Origin of the sequence: Tamlana sedimenti, assembly GCF_038148895.1 — a bacterium.
In the GTDB taxonomy this organism is placed as follows: Bacteria; Bacteroidota; Bacteroidia; order Flavobacteriales; family Flavobacteriaceae; genus Tamlana.
The window spans coordinates 133,360-152,553 of record NZ_JBBVGQ010000002.1; the positions used below are offsets into that span (position 1 = coordinate 133,360).

The following is a 19,194-nucleotide window of genomic DNA, read 5'->3' on the forward strand; positions in this document are numbered from 1 at the left end:
AAACTAAAACAATTTAACTATGAATAAGATTTTCTTAACTCTAACAATTTTCCTTTTGATTACGATTGGGACTTTGGCCCAAAAAGTATCATGGACGTATACAACTGAAACAGAACAATGGGTTAAAGGCAAAAGTTTAAGTTTAAAATCTGCCGAGAGTAATGCAAATATTACTATTTATCCAAATGATAAGTTACAGAAAATGGATGGATTTGGAGCTTGTTTTAACGAATTGGGGTGGGAGGCTTTACAAAGTGTAGATGAAGAGTTTAGAACCAATATCATCACCGATTTGTTTTCTAAAGAAGGTGTTAATTTTTCGTTATGCAGAATGCCTTTAGGTTCTAACGATTATTCGTTAAATTATTATTCATACAACGATGTTCCTGAAGATTTTGAAATGAAAAACTTCAATATCAATAGAGACCGTTACATTTTAATACCATACATTAAGGAAGCCTTAAAAGTAAGACCAGATTTAGAAATATGGGCATCGCCATGGGTACCACCATTATGGATGAAAGTGAACAACCACTATGCCATGGGACCTTATGGAGGCGATAAAAGTATTAGTGAGGGTCAAGCCATTAGGAACAACGCCACAGCCTTTAAAATGGAAAATAGATATTTACAAGCCTATGCCTTGTATTTTTCAAAATTTGTAGAAGCTTATGAAAATGAAGGCATTGATATTTCTTTTATTATGGTGCAAAATGAACCTATTTACCAACCACATTGGCAAAGTTGTACTTGGAGACCAGAAGATTTAGCATTTTTTATTGGTCGGTTCCTTGGCCCTCAATTTCAAAAAGACGAAACCAAGGCAGATATTTGGTTAGGTACAGTAAATTCTGGAGACCCCAACTATGCACGAACAATTTTAAAAGATGGTGAAGCCTCAAAATATATAAAAGGACTTGGCGTACAATGGGATTTTAAACATGCTATTTCAACTATTCATAGTGAGTTTCCAAATACTACCATTATGCAAACAGAGTCAGAATGTGGTAATGGTGAAAGAAACTGGGCTTCGGCTGAATATACATGGTCCTTAATAAATCAATATATAAGCAACGGAACCAATAGTTATATGTATTGGAATATGATATTGGATCCAACAGGAGCGAGTACTTGGGGGTGGAAACAAAATGCTATGATTACTATTGATAAAGTTAGCAAGCAAGTTACCTACAACCCAGAATATTACCTGATGAAACACTTGAGCCATTATGTAAAACCAGGGGCACACAGAATTAAAACAACAGAAAATAAAGACCATTTAGCTTTTATCAATCCCAATGGAGAAATAGTATTGATGATTATGAATCAAGAAGAAAGTGATAAGGATGTTGATGTAGCTGTAGCAGATAAAAATGTTTCATTAAAATTAAAAGCAAAATCAATAAATACATTTACATGGATGAATAACTAAAGGGTTTGTTTTTCGCATTTAAATGATTTCAAACCAAACTAAATAATATTGACCTGTGTTAAAATTATTTATAAACATAGGATTAAAATGGATTTCATTGGTTCAGTTTTAGAATATTTAGTACCATGTTTTGGGCTGGAGAAAGTTGAATTATTAGAACGGCCAATAAAAGTAAATGCCATTAAAAATTTATCGGGTTTTTATTAGAATAGAATAAATTTAAACTAAGCAAAACCTGACAAACATTTTGAGGTATATTGATGCAGGATTACATAAAATAACACAAAATAAATAATAACATTAAACAAATATTACAATGAAGTATTTACAAGTTAGTTTAAGCATAACATTGCTATTTATATGTTTGGCAGGCAGAGCTCAAACTTACGAAAGAACGGTATCAGGCATAAAAACCAAGGTTAATACTATTATGGTTGAACTGGAATTTTATGGCCCCTCAACCATTAGGGTGGTTAAGTATCCAGAAGGCAAAGTGTTTTCAAAAGAAAGTCTATCAGTCATTCAATCTCCAGAGAAAGTTAAATTTAGTGTTCAGCAACAAGATGATTTACTGATGCTGGACAGCAGAGAGGTGAAAGTATACCTTAACCTTATAAATGGCCAGATTTCTTTTAAAAACAAAGGAAAAACGCTTTTAAGTGAGAATGAAAACGGTGCTTCGTTTGTTGATTTTGTTGATGCTGGTTCTAAAACGTATTCGATTACCCAATCATTTGTACTTGATCCAGAAGAATTTATTTATGGTTTGGGACAGCAACAGGAAGGACTGATGTCTAAACGTGGTGTTGAATTAACTATGATACAAGGAAATACCGAAGACTATATTCCATTCTTTATATCGAATAAAGGTTATGGTGTATTTTGGGATAATTACTCACCAACTACATTCAAAGATACTCCTAGCAACACTTATTTTAAATCAGATGTGGGTGATGGTATCGATTATTATTTTATGGCCGGCGGGAATGCCGATGATGTAATTACCTGCATGCGTAACCTTACAGGGCAAGCACCCATGTATCCATTGTGGACATTTGGTTTTTGGCAAAGTAGAGAGCGTTATAAAAGTCAGGATGAGTTGGTTGGCGTCGTGAAAAAATTCAGAGAACTGGGTGTTCCTTTAGATGGTATTATACAGGATTGGCAATACTGGGGCAATAATTATCAGTGGAATGCAATGGATTTTGTGAATCCTGGTTTTCAACAACCCCAAAAGATGGTGAACGATGTACACGAGTTAAATGCCCATATGATTATATCTATCTGGAATTCGTTTGGACCAATGACCAAGCAATATAAGGAGCTCGATAGTATCAATGCCCTATTTAGTTTCGAAACATGGCCATCATCGGGATATGAGGCATGGCCACCACGTATGGATTATCCCTCTGGAGTTAGGGTGTACGACGCTTATAACCCAAAAGCACGAAATATTTATTGGAAATACCTAGATAAAGGGCTTTTTTCATTGGGTATTGATGGTTGGTGGATTGATTCTTCTGAGCCCGACCATTTGAATCCGCAGCCTGAGGATTTCGACACAGAAACATATCTAGGTTCTTTTAGAAAAGTACGGAATGCATTCCCACTCATGACGGTTGGTGGTGTTGCAGAACATCAGTTGGCAGAAACAAAAGATAAGCGATTGTTCATTCTTACGCGCTCCGCTTTTGCTGGCCAACAACGCTATGGAGCCAATTTATGGTCGGGAGATGTAGTGGCTTCGTGGGAAGCCTTGCGCAATCAGATATCTGCTGGATTGAACGTATCGTTAAGTGGATTGCCTTATTGGAATAGTGATATAGGTGGATTCTTTTTGTGGGATTTTAATAACCCACTTAATAACCCAGATTATCGTGAATTGCACGTTCGTTGGATTGAGTTTGGGACATTTTGCCCAATGATGCGTTCGCATGGAGAAGGGTATCCCCGTGAAATTTATCAGTTTGGGGAAAAAGGAAACCCAACATATGATGCAATTGAGAAATATATCAATCTTCGCTATAGTCTACTCCCTTATATTTATTCTACTTCATGGGATGTAACAACCAACCATTCCAGTATGATGCGTGCCTTGATGATGGACTTTGCTTCTGATAAAAACGCACTAGATATAGACGACGAGTTTATGTTTGGTCCGTCATTATTAATAAATCCAGTTACAGAAGCTATGTACTGGAAAAACAAGTCTGAGGATAAGAACATGGGAATGGTTGAAGATTTCAGCGTGGTAAAAGCTAAGGAAGTCTATCTACCAGAAGGTAGCGATTGGTTTGATTTCTGGACTGGTGAGAAATTTAACGGAGGGCAAAATGTAAAAAAGGAAGTGCCACTCGATATTATTCCAATATATGTAAAAGAGGGGTCGATTTTGCCTTGGGGTCCAGAGGTTCAGTTTGCAACAGAAAAAAGTTGGGACACCCTGGAAATTAGGATTTATGAAGGGGCAGATGGACAATTCACTTTATACGAAGATGAAAACGACAACTATAATTATGAAAGTGGGAAATATTCAACCATCAGTTTCAAATGGAACGACAATAAAAAGATGCTAACTATTGATAGCCGTAAAGGTTATTTTCCTGGCATGATAAGCAATCGTAAATTTAATGTCAAATTTGTCAGCGAAAATAAAGGGACAGGTATTGGATTATCTAAAGAATACGATCTTGTGATTAATTATTCAGGAAAGAAAATGAGTTTTAAAAAATAATCTGAGGTGGTTAATAGCCATAGATAAAAGCAATCTGTAAAGGTTAATTTTACATGAAATTATGTAACCAATTGTTAACTCTTAGTTAGAATGTTTGTAAATCTTTCTAGTAGAGACTGAACCATTTTCATAATAGCTTTTAATGATGTAAAGCCCGTTTTTTAAACGATTAATGTTAACACCTAAAAACTGTCCCGAAAAATTATAGATTTCTCGTTTTAAAAGTTTGTGGCTTTTGGTATCCTCATCAATATCGGTAATGCTCAAGACGCTCTGAACATGATCTAAAATTACAGGGTCTATACCACGTCGCGTAGGTGTTACTGGAATTATGGAGCCATCATTATTAAAAGTTAATTGGTCAATGCACACTTCTCGGTGGGTACCAGGGTCTGAATATAGGTAATCGGCATTAATGCGATGGTAAACAATGTACCATTCATCTTTTCCGGGTATTTGTATAATGGAATTGTGCCCAGTTCCATAAATTTTATTCGCAGGATCTTGAATAATAACAATGGGTTGGCTTGCAACGTTAATTGGTCCGGTTGGAGAGGTTGAGGTACCGTAAGCCACATGGTAATTAGCTGAACCTGTATCGTCAACAGACCAGAGGAAATAGTATAATCCATTTCTATAAAAGACATAAGCGCCTTCACGATATGCATAGGTTCCTAAATTGCCACCAGAAGGTGTAATGACTGATGTGGTATTGGGCTTGATGGACACCATATCATCATTAAGTTCGGCAACAGCCATAAATCCATTTCCGTAGTAAAAGTAACTTTTCCCAGAAATTGGGTCTTCAAAAATATCACCATCAATAAGCTGGCCATTGGCACCAACCGGTAATTGTGAAATCATAGGAGCACCAGAATCAATAAAAGGTCCTGTAGGGTCGTTTGCAACGGCTACACCAATTTTCTTTATACCATCATTTCCACTGAAGTAAAAAAAGTATTTGTAGTTGCCATTTATATTTTTTTCTATAATAGCAGGAGCCCAGGCATTACCAGTAGCCCAAGGTACTTGATTGGTGCTTAAATCCAAAATTTCGCCTTCATTGGTCCAATGCACTAAATCGGGTGAAGAAAACACGTTAAAATTATAGCCTCCCCATCCAGGATAGCCATCATTTGTTGGGTAAATATAAAAGCGTCCTGTTTTTTCAGAATATAATACTTCGGGATCTGCATGAAAATCGGGAAGAACAGTATTTGACTCAATTTGAGTGTAAACCGAATACGTAACACTTGCCCCACCTTGGGTTAATAGGTAATTTACAGAACCACTACTAAAATCTTGTGGACCAGAGGGTGCAATGGTCGCTCCAGGAGACGCGAATAACTCAGGGTCAAAATTTGAAAGGTCTGTTCCATAATTAACAGCTAGCTGGACAGTATTATTGGTTGTATTTATATTGAAACCATTTTTTCTAATTCTCTTGTTTCTAGCACCTTCAGGTATAGGTGTTAGGGTAGAACTGGGCCATTTAGTAGCTAATCTTGTGGCTTCTTCACCAGATATCGCAATTGTTGTACCATGGCGGGCACCTATATTATAATTATCTTGTACAAAGCTAAAATCTGTAAGGTTGGGCGTATTGCAATATTGATAATGCCCGCTTGTGTAGCAATCGTACATTAATACCCAATTATTGGTATCAATCAATCGAAAAACACCAGATCCTTCAACAGCTTTGTTAGTTTGTTGCACAGGAGGGGAGGGCTCGCTCCATTGTGAGCCTTCTTGCCCAACTGGGGCCGTAAGGGAGGAGGCCGTTACTTTACTTATGCCTCCTAAGGCCTCATTTTTAAAGAACATATGGTATAGATTGTCAACCTCATTAAAAACAATATCTCCATCAATGGTAGAGGTTCCCCGGTCAAAAAGTAGTTGGGGAGTGCCTATTAAATCGGTAAAATCATCATTGGCATAACAATAATAAATTTTGTCATATGGAGCTGTCGCATCATTGTTCCAAAGGGAAAAGTAAACCATATACTTGCCTTCAACTGGATCATAAATGGTTTGTGGTGCCCAAACGCGCAATACATTCCCCCATTCAGTAGGCCATTTTGTTGGAAAATTAACGGTAGCATGTGTCCAGTTTACCAAATCGTTCGATTTAAGTAAAACAATACCCCGGTTGCTATCCCAGCCATCAAAAGATTTCATATCGGTAACCACCATGTAAAAGGTATTTCCATCTTCACTTCTCAGAATATGTGGGTCGCGAACACCTTTTTTTATCGAAATAGTATCAGAATTTATTATAGGCTGTCCGTTGTTCAATGGAGTATAATTATAACCATCATTACTAACTGCAAAGCGAATTTGCTCACCATTTGTGTCATTACCGGTAAAATAGGAAAATAGATATGCTGAACGATTTTCTTTTTCAGCAACCCAAACCTCAAAGTTTTTGCTGGCTTTTTCATTTCCTTTGATGAGTGTAGCGGTTAAAACAACTCTCTTTTTACCGTTTCCATATGGAGATAGTTGCTGTACTTGGCCAACATGGTTTAAATATTCGGGAGTATCGGAGGACCAAACCACTAATGAGCCTTCAGCGGTTGTTATGGGTAGATGAATAAACTCTCTAATGTTATCTGTATTGCCTGTTAGGGTCAGTGCATCTAAATCCATTTGAAGACTTTCGGTATCTGAATATAATGGAAGTACGGTAATATCAAAAACTTTGTCTAGTGTAGCACCATTTAGTTGCAAAACAGCTGTAAGTGTTAAGCTCACAGGGCTTGAGCCAATGGAAGGACGGTTAACTTCGCCATTGGATGTTAAAACATCTGTGTTTGACGAGGTCCAGCTAACTGTAATGCCATCATTGAGATTTATTGGCAATATTAAATTTGATTTTATGGCATCTGCATTGGGGATGCTAAGTGCATCAGCAGCTCCGGCCAACAACATTTCGTCTAGGATGTCATTCAGTGGTGTTACAGATTCAGCTAAAGTTGTAATTTCCTGTTGGCTTAACGCTCCATTATAAATTATAAAATTATCGTATTGTGCTGTTTTTAAATATTTGTCGGTTGAATAACATGAACGTCCTAAAAAATTAAATGCTGTTGCCCCAAGATTCTGTGGGTTGATATTAATAGTTCCTTGAATTTTTAAAACACCGTCAATATAAATTTTTCCAGTCCCGTTAAGTTGAGTGTAAACTAAGTTTATCCAACGACCTTGAGGTAAAGTTTGATTCATGGAAAGATTCTCTTCTCCTTGCCAATGAGTTAGTGAAATGGCGTAGCGTGAATTTATAGCGCCAAAGAAAAGATTTCCATTCGCAGTGGCCGCCATATCTGTAGAATTGGCAAAAGTCCAAACAAAGTTGCCAAAGTTGCTTATTCCATATGTGCTGGAGATATATAAGTTGGTTGAAATGCTAAAGTTTCCGAGTTGTGAGACAATGGTTCCAAAATTAGAACCAAAATCAAAATAACCATCGTTGTTGCCTAGCGATAGCACATTATGTCCATTATAAGGAATTAGTGCTGCGCCATTTTCCAAGGTTCCAGTAAAATTACCAGAGAGATCCTGGGCTGTGTCAAAGTCGTACTGCACCAAAACAGTGGCTTGTCCGTTCATAATTAAAGTAAAAACAAAAGAAAAAGCAATAAATACAACCCTAATGGACTTAAGTAATGAGAGGTTCATAATAGTTATGTTAAAGTTGGCATTTTATAAGATAAGCAATATTAACAATATTATTTATTGAAAAGACCTGTTTTTAGATTTTGGACGTTTTACCCCCCAATTTTTGTTAATCTATACCCTATTGATTTGGGGCTCGCTAATTTTCTTTGTAATCAGATTTTTTTTGATTATCTTATGTAACTTTTTTTTAATCTCAAAAAACTTTAAGGATAAAAAGTTTAAAATTAAAGATAATTGATGAAATAAAAACCTAATACCACTAAACTAAAACTACGACATAAACTAAGGATTACTATGAAAAATTTTTTTACTTATTTATTTTTAACTGCCGTATTTTTTTCTTTTCAGTTACGAGCCCAAACACCTTTAACAGTATATACAGAAGAAAATCTTCAGGGAAGCTCGCAGAGCTATCCTATCTTCAATACCTATACAAATTTAGGTGCTTTTGATAACGCAATAAAGTCGTTTACATTGCAACAAGGTTATATGGCTACCTTTGCTACCAATTCTGATGGTACGGGGTATAGTAGGGTTTTTAGGGCTGATGATGACAATTTGGCAATACCGGTCTTGGCAACAGAATCTGTTTATTTAGACGAAACCATTTCATACATTAGGGTTATGGCTTTGCACGACTACGTGACCAAAAAAGGATGGGCCGGTTGGATTCTTGACGAAGTGGATGCCATTAACGCTTCTTGGAGGTACGATTGGTCTGCTGGTGGCGCTACAAGTTCTACTGTAGAATACGTGCCTATTAAACAGAATCTTGGATGGCCAAGTTTTGGTGAAATTGAAGGTAAGCCGAATGTTACCCATGTTTTGGGGTACAACGAACCAGATCGTCCAGACCAAGCCAATATTCCTAATGATGTTGTAATTGACAATTGGAAATATTACATGAAGAGTGGATTGCGTGTTGGTTCTCCAGCACATTCAGACCCCTATAATGGTCTTTGGGGATTCATGGCAGAGGCAGAAGCAAATAATTTGCGTGTAGATTTTATAGCGATACATTCCTATTGGTCTGTAAATCAGCAAGATTGGTCTTGGCGTTTGGATAATGTTTGGAATGCTTTTCAACGACCTATTTGGATTACGGAGTGGAACAACGGTGCCAACTGGACTACTGAAGCGTGGCCAAATGGTAACAGGTTAGCAACCGATGCCAATGTGCAAAAACAGTTGACTGATATTACAAACATCATAAATATTCTGGAAAGCAAACCTTATGTAGAGCGCTATTCATTTTACAATGCGGTTGAAGATTGTAGGTCGGCGGTACTAATAATTAACGATTGTTGGAAAGCAAACAATCCAAATTGGGCTAATTACCAATGGCTACAGACTGCGCTACAAGACCAAAACAACGAAGTTATTTCAACATGGTCTGATGGCTGTGGTGTTAATACTAAGGTTTTAACACCAGTTGGGGTATATCTGCGAGATAGGGTCTCTGCAAAAGCGTTTAATCCATCAACGGAATACATACCCACTTGGAAACCTTACAAAGAGAATTTGAGCTATAAAATTTCAGAGGACTTTCAGAACGTCATATTGCAATGGGAAGGACTCAACGGGGAATTGGTCAACAACTATATAGTTGAAAGAAGGTTGAGCGGAGAGACAAGCTGGTCGCCGTTTTATGATTCTTCAGATTACAATGTCCTCACTGCATCTGATGCCCTGCCCAACTATGCACTGTACCACCTAAAGACGGTTGGCAAGGACAATTCGGAAACAACCTCCGCGCAAATAGCCGTTTCCGCAAAGTCAATGTTGGGCGCTGTGCCAGTTTCAGCCAAAAAAATTGATTTAAGCTGGTCCAATGTAGAAAATGCGGTATCCTACAATATTAAAAGGGCTACCACATCTGGCGGTACCTACGAGCTGATCGCTGCAAACGTGGTCGGTACGAGCTATCAAGACACCAATTTGGATCCCAATACTACCTATTACTATAAACTTTGGCCCGTGAATGCTGGTTCTGTCGAAAGCGGATTTTCTTCACCAGAAGCCATGGCAACTACTTTTGCATTGGTAGAACCAAGCGGAGCTGTTCAAAATATTTTGGTTGGGTCTGGCGATGATCAAGTGAAATTAAAATGGGATTTTAAATTGGATTCTCAATTTGATATTAAGCGTTCAGAATCGCAGTCAGGGCCTTTTACTTCAATTGGCACCACAGGTTTTGAGACCACCCAGTATACAGATTTATCTGCTGCTAATGGAACTACATATTACTATACCATTTCGGCATTTAACGATATGGGAACAACACCCGATTCTGATGTGGTGACTTCAAATCCAAATGCAGGTCAACATTTGTATTACGATTTTAATGGTGTTTTTGGGGCAAGTCCATATGACCAGTGGGGTGTGTACAATGGAACCTTGTTTCCTTCAGTCGGATCTGCTGCAGGTAAAGGCGGTGGTGGTATTAATCTAACAGGTACGGATGATTCTTATATGCAAATAGAAAATGGTGTTGTTAAGGACTTAACGGACTTTACGATTGCCACTTGGGTCAAATTAAAAACTAGTACCAATTGGGTGCGTATTTTTGATTTTGGAACAGGCAGTGCAACCAATATGTTTTTAACACCCCAAAATGGTAATAATGGCACCTATCGTTTTGCAATTAAGAAAAATAACGGTGCAGAACAGCAGATTAATTCCTCTACGAATCCAGTATTAAACACTTGGACCCACATTGCAATAACCATGAGCGGTACTGTAGGTATCATGTATATAAATGGTATTGAGGTTGGTAGAAAAGAGAATTTCACCCTTAATCCATTTAGTTTGGGTATAACAACTCAAAATTATATTGGAAAATCTCAATATCCAGATCCACTTTTGGATGGAGCCATTGATGAGTTTAGAATTTATAATCGTGCTTTAGATGCATCGGAAATTACGAGTCTGTTTGGCGAAGATATAAGTGTTCCTGGGGAATGTCCTTTCACGCCATTATATACCGATAAAACAAATTTAACTCCAGACCCAGAAATGGATGCTTTTAATTCCTACCAAGGTTGGGGCGCTGGAAACCAAGTTTTAGAAACAGCAGATACTTATTGTGGGCCAAATGCCATGAGATTAAATGGTAAATGTGGCACTTCTCTAGACCTACCTGTAAACTGGGTTCCTAATAGTACTTATCGTGTAAGATTTGCAGCTAAAACTGTTGGTGGAACAGCTAAGGTGGGGTTTTCGGGCACCGATGGTGCGGCGGCCTTTGTTTTTGACAACCCAACTTGGGACATAGTGGATTATACGTTTAATACGGGCGCAAATGCCGGAACGGGACTGATCTTCATTAATAGTTGTGAGTCTGAAACGGCCACGGCAATTCTTATTGACAACTATGAATTGTATAGAGTAGCAGATGTTGTAGCAAATGAAAACAATGAGGATTGCGGTTTTGTACATCTTTACTCAGGAGAACAAAATTTAGCACCGAATAGAGCATGCGACGATTTGTCTGCTTATCAAGGATGGGCCAATAATGGCGGTATTAGGCAAGTAGTTACTGATAATATAGATGCGCATTGTGGCGATTACATTAAAGTGACAACCTTGGGGGGGTGCAATGCGGCACTTGACATCAATCCAGTAGACTGGGCACCTAATGCCACCTACCGTTTGCATGTGTATGTAAAGACCATTGGTGGAAGCATCGGGTTTATTGCAAACAATGTCGACCCAACGGTTGTTGAAACCTTTGATACCGGAGGGGAATGGCAACTGATTGATTATTCATTTTCTACGGGTTCAAGTCCATCGGCAAGTTGGCTGTCCTTCAACGGATGTGATGGTGGCCCAACCGCTACGGAGGTTTGGATTGATGACTTTGAATTGTACAGGACAGATACCATTCTTGGCGTAGATGATAATTTTGCTCCTGTTTTAACGGATTTAAGAGCCATTGGCAACCGTGTTTACGTATCCAATGTAACCTCGACAACCGAAGTGAACATTTACAGTATTACGGGTGCTTTGGTTAAAACATTAAAGACCAATATCGATACTGATTTTGAATTTAATACTGGTTTATGGATAGCAACTATTAAAACTGCTGAAGGTCAAAAAACACAAAAACTTTTGGTGAGGTAATATTTGGTTTAAAAGCAAATAAAAACAGAAAAGCCAGCTTCATACAATGCATATCAAGCTGGCTTTTGTTTTAGGATTATCTCGCAATCACTAGCTTGAAGATTTTCGTAATATTCTGTATATTTGATAAGAGGGTTATTAATGATTTTGACCCAAAAATGAGGATATCTTACATATTGGACATTATGTGTCCCATTTATTAACAATTCGCCCCCTTATTAAAAGTATGACAATAGGTATTTTTGTGATAAGGAACACCACGTATTCCTTATTGTAAAATCCTTCTCTAAAAAATGGAATAGCTGAGCGGTTTTTACCAACTAATAAACTTAAAAACGATGTTAAGAAAAATTACTATCAAATTTATTTTGGCCTTTAGTGTTTTATCAATTATTGGCATAAACTCCAACTCAATTCAGGCGCAGGCAAGTACGAGTGATAATCTTAAAGCGCAACCTCGTGCAGATAGAGCTGTACCGTTCGATCTTACAGATACAGGAGTGTCTAAACCAATTATATGGGGATTGGATTTGGCATGGCTTTCAGAGCATAATTTGCGTAGGGGTATTGCTTTTATGGGTGATGTTGATGTTGTTAGGTCTTCCTTTATGCCCACTAATCCATTGAATAATGGAGCACTTCAAGGCATAGCCCTAACAAATACCAACTTGAGAATAAACATAATAAAGAACAGGTTAGGAACGCAACCTGGTATTGTGCTTAATAGTGACCACCCGAGCGTAGACCCTTCCTTTGTGGGTAATGCCACTAATTGGTCGGATTTGATTCAGATAACGGCCCAAATGCACATGGATGCAGGTCTTACTGTTGTAACAGTTTCCCCTTTTAATGAACCAGATTATTCTGCTACGGGTCAAGGTACCATTAATGATTTTTATAATATCTGCGAGGAATTAAAGACCAGGCCTTTTTTTACTTCGGAAAACACTATTCGCGTTTCAGGTGGTAACACCTTAAATAATGATGTAGCCTTGGATTGGTATAATTTTTTAAAACCTGCTGGGCTTGAAGAGGGCAATACGCACCAATTGGCAGGGAATTTTGATAATTATGCCGCTTTTTATCAGGCCGTAAGTGCTAATGGCGACCATGCAACCAATGATGAGCTCCACAACGTTATGGAGGCTATGGTAGGTGTAGAATACGGTTTGCAGACTGGTATTTGGTGGGGCACTGCCGAATATGCCCGTGGTGAGTTCTGCAAGGCCAGTGATGGACAGCGATTGGCATACGCAGAACATAGGCCAAACTGGACGGCGGCCTCTGTTTACAGGCACCCGAATGGTAAGGTGCAAGCTTTTGGTGGTGTATCAGAACGCCAAGCCAGACCGACCAATTATGCGTTCCTTTCAAAGGATAGAATGGTTTATTACGATGGCCACGGTCCACAACGCGAGTATGTAATTGAATTGCCGGCCGATCCCAATGGGGCCTATCAAACAGTGCTTCAACGAAATGCGGAACGTGTTGTAAATATTACCTGGGGAGAAGACATACAACCACCAGTAGACGGTGAGTACATGTTGGTCAACAGAAATAGTAGTAAGGTATTGACCGTAGGGGCCGGTCAAAATGATGGAACCAATGTTTATCAATCTACTTACACAGGTACAACTACCCAACAATTTAAGGTAAACCCTGTACCTATAGATATTGGGGGAGATTTTAGCTATTACCGTATCCAGCCGGTTTCTGATCCAGCAAGGTCATTGGACGTGAATAATTTTTCTTTGGACAATGGAGCAAACATCCATCTTTGGACTTCGGCCAATGGGGGCAACCAACAATGGTATTTGGAATATGCCGGGGATGGTTGGTTCTATATCCGAAGTAGGGAGAGTGCATTATGTATTGATGTAATGGGTGCATCTACTGCCGATAATGCAAATGTTGCGCAATGGACACAAAATTTTCAAAATAACCAACAGTGGCGTTTGCTGCCTGTAGATGCTGATATAGAATTTGACGCGCCAAGTAATCCAGCTGGTTTGGTGGCAACGGCACAAAAATTGTCCATAAGGCTTTCTTGGGATGCAAATACCGAAATAGATTTGGATGGATATACCATTTTCCGGGCAGAATCGTCTGGTGGTGCATATAACACCATTGCACGAAATGTAACGGTTACAGAATTTGTAGATAACACCGTTACTCCCGGAGTTGAATATTTCTATAAAATCAAGGCCGTAGACCGTTCATTGAACCGTTCTGGATATTCCAGTGAAGTTTCAACAACTGCTACAGCAGGCGATGCCCTGGTTGCCCATTACACATTTGATGATGACTCAACATCAGACAGTTCGGAAAACCTGTACCATGGTGCGCCTTACACACTACCGAGCTATGTTGCAGGGCAATATAGCTCTCAAGCGCTGTCCCTAAATGGGTTGAATTTTGTACAGCTTCCCGAAGATATTGCCAACCACCAGGAAATCACTATCGCATGTTGGGTATATAGGGCTGGTAACGTGGGATGGCAGCGCCTTTTTGACTTTGGCAATGGTTCGGATGAGTACATGTTCTTGAGCCCGCGATCGTCAACAGGGCAGTTACATTTTGGCATAAAGAAGAGCGGGGGCGTAGAGCAATCATTGCAGGTAAGCAGCTTTCCAACTGGGCAGTGGCGCCATGTGGCCATAACCATAAGCCAAACTGAAGGGACCAAAATGTATTTGGACAATGTATTGGTGGCCGAAGATATAAACATGAAGGTTGGCCCAGGGGAATTTAAGCCCATGATGAACTATATTGGACGCAGCCAATGGGCAACAGACCCTTTGCTGAACGCCCGGGTAGAAGATTTCCATATTTACAATTATCCTTTGTCTCCGTCTGAAATTTCATCCTTATTTAATGATGGAACGCTGTCCGTTGAAGACGCAGGTGCTCTGGAAAGTCTAAGTTTATATCCAGTCCCAGCCAAGGATGAGCTGCATTTGGATTTAGGGGCGGCAGTTGCAAATGGCCGATTGAGCGTTAGTATTTATGACATCCATGGCAGAACATTATCAACTAAGCAAATAAACGAGAACAAAACAACATTGGATATTTCTGACTTACCGGCCGGCATGTATCTACTTAAGCTGGACAATGGAACAAGCTCTACGGTTAAAAGGTTTGTGGTTAAATAGCACTTGAAAAATAAGGTTAAATATCAGTTTATAATTGGTTTTGCAAAAAGGAAATTTATTTATTTCCTTTTTGCATTGCTGGTTACTCTATTTTCCTATAATAGGTTATATGCGCAATCATTTCATCACATTGAAACTTATGCAGGATTGTCTACGTTAGAAGAAAACAATGGTGTTGCAATCGCCGATTTTGATTTGGATGGCGATTTAGACATGTTTGTTGTGGCCAAGGCTCAAGATTTGGAAGGTTTTACCATTAGCCATAGCAAATTGTTCAGTAATAACAATGATGGGACTTTTACTGATGTAACGGAAGTTTCTGGGCTTGTTAATCTTTTTCCTGTTGGAGAGACTGGGGAAGAATCTGTGGCCTTAACGGGGTTTAAATTTGGTGCCTTTTGGGGAGATTATGATAATGATGGCTACCCAGATTTGTTCATGACACATACCAACAAAATGCAACTGTTCCATAATGAATCCAATGGCAGTTTCAAGGAAGTTACCATTGAAGCTGGTTTTAAAAAATACAATGATTGTATCAATACTGATGCAACTTGGTTTGATTTCAACAAAGACGGATTTCTTGATATTTATATCTCTGATTGGGACAGTGATTGCGAAGGTAACCGACTTTATAAGAACAATGGCGATGGCACTTTTTCGGATGTCAGCAATATTTTTGATGGCCCATTGAGTAAGCTTTCCTATCAAAGCATTCCTTTTGATTTTAATGGTGATGGCTGGTTAGATCTATATGTTGCCAATGATGGAAGTAGCCAAACAAGTGATTTATTTATCAATCAAGAAGGTACAGGTTTTGTAGAACAAGCCAATACTTATGGACTGCTCCATTCTGCCGACGATATGGGAATGGCTATAGGGGATTACAATAATGATGGTTTTTTTGATTTATATATCACCGCGATTGAACGAAATGCTTTGTTTACCAATAATGGTGATTATACGTTTCAAAATTTGGCCCCAACACTTCAAGTTGAAAGAACAGGTTGGTCGTGGGACGTGGCTTTTCATGATTTTGATCTTGACCGGGATGAAGATTTGTTTGTGGTTAATGGATTCAAAGTACGAGTAGAGAAAAATGAATATTTTGAGAATCTCTCTTCTACTAACCAGATTAGTTTTGTTAACCGTTCAAGTACCATAGGGTTAGGAGAAGAAACAATAAGCGTTGGGGCTGGAGTTTTTGACTTTGATAATGACGGAGACTTGGACATCTACGTCAGCAACAATGATAGACCTTCTTACTTTTATGAAAACGATATTACGGACCAATCTAGGGAATCAGATAACATAAACTGGTTCAAGATTAAATTGGAGGGAACGATCTCTAACCGGGACGCGATTGGCTCGACACTTTCAGTAAAGACGTCAAGCGGTTCGTTGCACAGGTATTATTCTGGAAAGGGCTTTTTGTCCCAGAATTTGGTGCCTGTGCATTTTGGACTTGGGGCAGATAATGTAGTGTCGGAGTTTAAAATTACGTGGCCCTCTGGATTAAGCGAAACTTACACGAACATTTCAGCCAACACCACTATTTTAGCAAAGGAAGGTCAGGGCTATCAGGTTTTGGACGTTCAGCCCAGTGTAAAACTCTATGGCTGTATGGACCCTAGCTCCTGTACTTACAATCCCAATGCTGTAATTGGGACGGACGCTTGTGTTTATCCGGAAACGGGTAAAATCGAAGGCAAGAAAGAGGCACAGAAGAACAGCGTTGAAACCTACTCTTATTCATTGGATGATAATTCTGTCTTGAATTGGCAGGTCACGGGCGGTGAGATTTTGGAACGTCAACCAAATAGCATTACTGTAAACTGGGGAACTGAAAATGAAGGTAGGATAACTTTATCGGTTACGAATAAAATCTGTTCTAGTGAGATTATTGCATTAGTGGTATCGTTACTAGATGGAGGTACGGTAAATCTGGATGGGCATTCCGTTGCGCGTTTGTGGAACGAAACGCTACTTAGCTTGATTAGAAAAGACTACGCGCGTCCCACTGTTCATGCTAGAAACCTATTCCACACGGGTGTTGCCATGTACGATGCTTGGGCCATCTATGACGAAAAGGCATCTCCTTATTTGATAGGGAATCAGGTTCAAGGCTTCAAAAGCAACTTTGATGGTTTTTCTACCATCGAACCAATTATAGAAGCTAGAGACAAAACCATAAGCTATTCGGCTTACAGACTATTGACAGAACGTTTTAAGCATTCTCCCAACCCAACCCTTTCGCAGGCCATACTGGATGCGGTCATGGAGGGCCTAGGTTACGATATATCAATAAAGGATGAGGATTACGGCACCGGCAGCTCAATCGCATTGGGCAACTATATAGCGAGTCAAGTCATAGAATACGGCTTGCAAGATGGCTCCAATGAGCAGAACGAGTACGCGAACATTTTTTACGAGCCTGTTAACGAGCCTTTGAACCTTTCACAGCCGGACCAGTCGCAAATGGAATCGATAGACCCTGAAAGGTGGCAGCCGCTCAGCTTCAATACCTTTATAGACCAGAGCGGTAACGTGATAGGGGGCGTTACCCCAGATTTTTTGAGCCCAGAGTGGGGCAATGTTCAACCGTTCTCATTAGTGGAAGGGGAAAAGACTACCCATATACGAGACGGTCATGACTATAGGGTGTACCACGATCCCGGTGCGCCACCATCTGTGACCTCACAGGACTATAAATGGACTTTTACGATGGTCTCACGCTGGAGCTCGCACTTGGACCCTTACGACGGTGTTAAGTGGGATATATCACCAAAATCCATAGGGAATATTTCATCGAACCAATTTCCACAGAAATTTTCTGATTATAAAGATTTTTACAAAGAGGCCGAGGGTGGTGACATAGGCGCGGGGTACACGATGAACCCAGTGACGAAACAACCCTACCAAGAACAGATTGTTCCCAGGGGAGACTATACGCGTGTTCTTGCTGAGTTCTGGGCGGACGGCCCTGACTCCGAGACGCCACCGGGACACTGGTTTACCATACTGAACTATATCAACGACCATGAGCTTTTGAAGAAAAGGTTCAATGGTCAGGGAAACATCCTATTTGATTTAGAATGGGATATCAAGGCCTATTTCATCTTGGGAGGCGCTATGCACGATTCTGCCATAGCTTCCTGGGGCGTTAAGGGGTTTTACGATTACATACGTCCCATATCGGCCATACGCTACATGTGCGCTAAGGGGCAGTGTACGGATGCTTCGAAGCCAAACTATAATACACTCGGAATCCACTTAATACCGGGCTTGGTCGAGCTTGTTGAGGAGGGCGACCCATTAGGCGGCAAGAGTAATGAGAACATTGGCAAGATAAAGCTTTACTCTTGGAAGGGGCACGATTATATAGATGACCCAGCGGTTGACGAAGCGGGCGTGGGCTGGATATTGGCGGAGAACTGGTGGCCTTATCAGCGCCCCACATTTGTTACACCTCCATTTGCAGGCTATGTTTCAGGGCATTCCACCTATTCAAGGGCGGCGGCCGAGGTGTTGACCCTACTAACGGGCGATGCGTATTTTCCTGGCGGTATGGGCGAGTTCTTTGCCAAGAAGAACGAATTTTTGGTGTTCGAGGAAGGGCCCTCGGTGGACGTTACCCTGCAGTGGGCGACCTACAGGGATGCGTCAGACCAATGTAGTCTGTCGCGTATCTGGGGTGGGATACACCCACCTGCGGATGATATCAATGGACGGATAATAGGTGAAAAGATAGGAAAAGAGGCCTTTGAGTTCGGGGCAAGGTATTTTGAGGGTTTCACGGACGGCACAACGCCAATATCCGTAATGGACATGAGGGTTTACCCGAACCCTGTGTCGGTCACCACAATGCAGGTGTACATTACGGGTACGGCCTTGGATGATTTGGTCTACCTGTTTGACATAAATGGCAGGCTTCTGGAAGTGCCTAATAGGGAGTACGATGAGGCCACTGGTGTGTTAAGGATAACATTGTCAAGGTCATTGGCAACGGGTATTTACGTGCTGAAGGTCAACGATCGGTCCAGAAAGATTGTTGTTGTTAGGGAATAATTAAAATT

The 19,194-nt window shown here is 39.9% G+C and carries 6 protein-coding genes; 5 read left to right on the forward strand and 1 reads right to left on the reverse strand.

Annotated features, from left to right (window positions below; genetic code table 11):
* Window positions 1-19: 19 nt before the first annotated feature.
* Both WJN01_RS06700 and WJN01_RS06705 read left to right on the forward strand, forming a co-directional pair.
* The gene (locus WJN01_RS06700) at window positions 20-1,432 is read left to right on the forward strand and encodes a glycoside hydrolase family 30 protein (RefSeq protein ID WP_445196382.1); all 1,413 of its coding nucleotides are present in this window, start codon (window positions 20-22) and stop codon (window positions 1,430-1,432) included.
* A 316-nt stretch (window positions 1,433-1,748) separates the two neighbouring features.
* The gene (locus tag WJN01_RS06705; RefSeq protein WP_445196383.1) at window positions 1,749-4,166 is read left to right on the forward strand and encodes a glycoside hydrolase family 31 protein; all 2,418 of its coding nucleotides are present in this window, start codon (window positions 1,749-1,751) and stop codon (window positions 4,164-4,166) included.
* Between the two features lie 81 nt (window positions 4,167-4,247).
* On the opposite strand, the gene WJN01_RS06710 is transcribed toward WJN01_RS06705, so the two are convergent.
* On the reverse strand, window positions 4,248-7,844 hold the full coding sequence (locus WJN01_RS06710) for a family 43 glycosylhydrolase (RefSeq protein ID WP_445196384.1): 3,597 nt from the start codon (window positions 7,842-7,844) through the stop codon (window positions 4,248-4,250).
* Window positions 7,845-8,138: 294 nt separating this feature from the next.
* Between WJN01_RS06710 and WJN01_RS06715 the strand changes: the two genes are divergently transcribed.
* The 3 genes from WJN01_RS06715 to WJN01_RS06725 all read left to right on the forward strand — a co-directional run bounded on the left by WJN01_RS06715 (window position 8,139) and on the right by WJN01_RS06725 (window position 19,186).
* Complete coding sequence (locus tag WJN01_RS06715; RefSeq protein WP_445196385.1) at window positions 8,139-11,966, forward strand: LamG-like jellyroll fold domain-containing protein; 3,828 nt, start codon at window positions 8,139-8,141, stop codon at window positions 11,964-11,966.
* A 338-nt stretch (window positions 11,967-12,304) separates the two neighbouring features.
* Complete coding sequence (locus tag WJN01_RS06720) at window positions 12,305-15,118, forward strand: RICIN domain-containing protein (RefSeq protein WP_445196386.1); 2,814 nt, start codon at window positions 12,305-12,307, stop codon at window positions 15,116-15,118.
* Window positions 15,119-15,265: 147 nt separating this feature from the next.
* On the forward strand, window positions 15,266-19,186 hold the full coding sequence (locus WJN01_RS06725; protein ID WP_445196387.1) for an FG-GAP-like repeat-containing protein: 3,921 nt from the start codon (window positions 15,266-15,268) through the stop codon (window positions 19,184-19,186).
* The last annotated feature ends 8 nt before the right edge of the window (window positions 19,187-19,194 follow it).

Bases quoted from the DNA above. Each gene is read 5' to 3' on its own strand.
- WJN01_RS06700 (WP_445196382.1), top strand. From the start codon at position 20: ATGAATAAGATTTTCTTAACTCTAACAATTTTCCTTTTGATTACGATT.
- WJN01_RS06705 (WP_445196383.1), top strand. From the start codon at position 1,749: ATGAAGTATTTACAAGTTAGTTTAAGCATAACATTGCTATTTATATGT.
- WJN01_RS06710 (WP_445196384.1), bottom strand. From the start codon at position 7,844: ATGAACCTCTCATTACTTAAGTCCATTAGGGTTGTATTTATTGCTTTT.
- WJN01_RS06715 (WP_445196385.1), top strand. From the start codon at position 8,139: ATGAAAAATTTTTTTACTTATTTATTTTTAACTGCCGTATTTTTTTCT.
- WJN01_RS06720 (WP_445196386.1), top strand. From the start codon at position 12,305: ATGTTAAGAAAAATTACTATCAAATTTATTTTGGCCTTTAGTGTTTTA.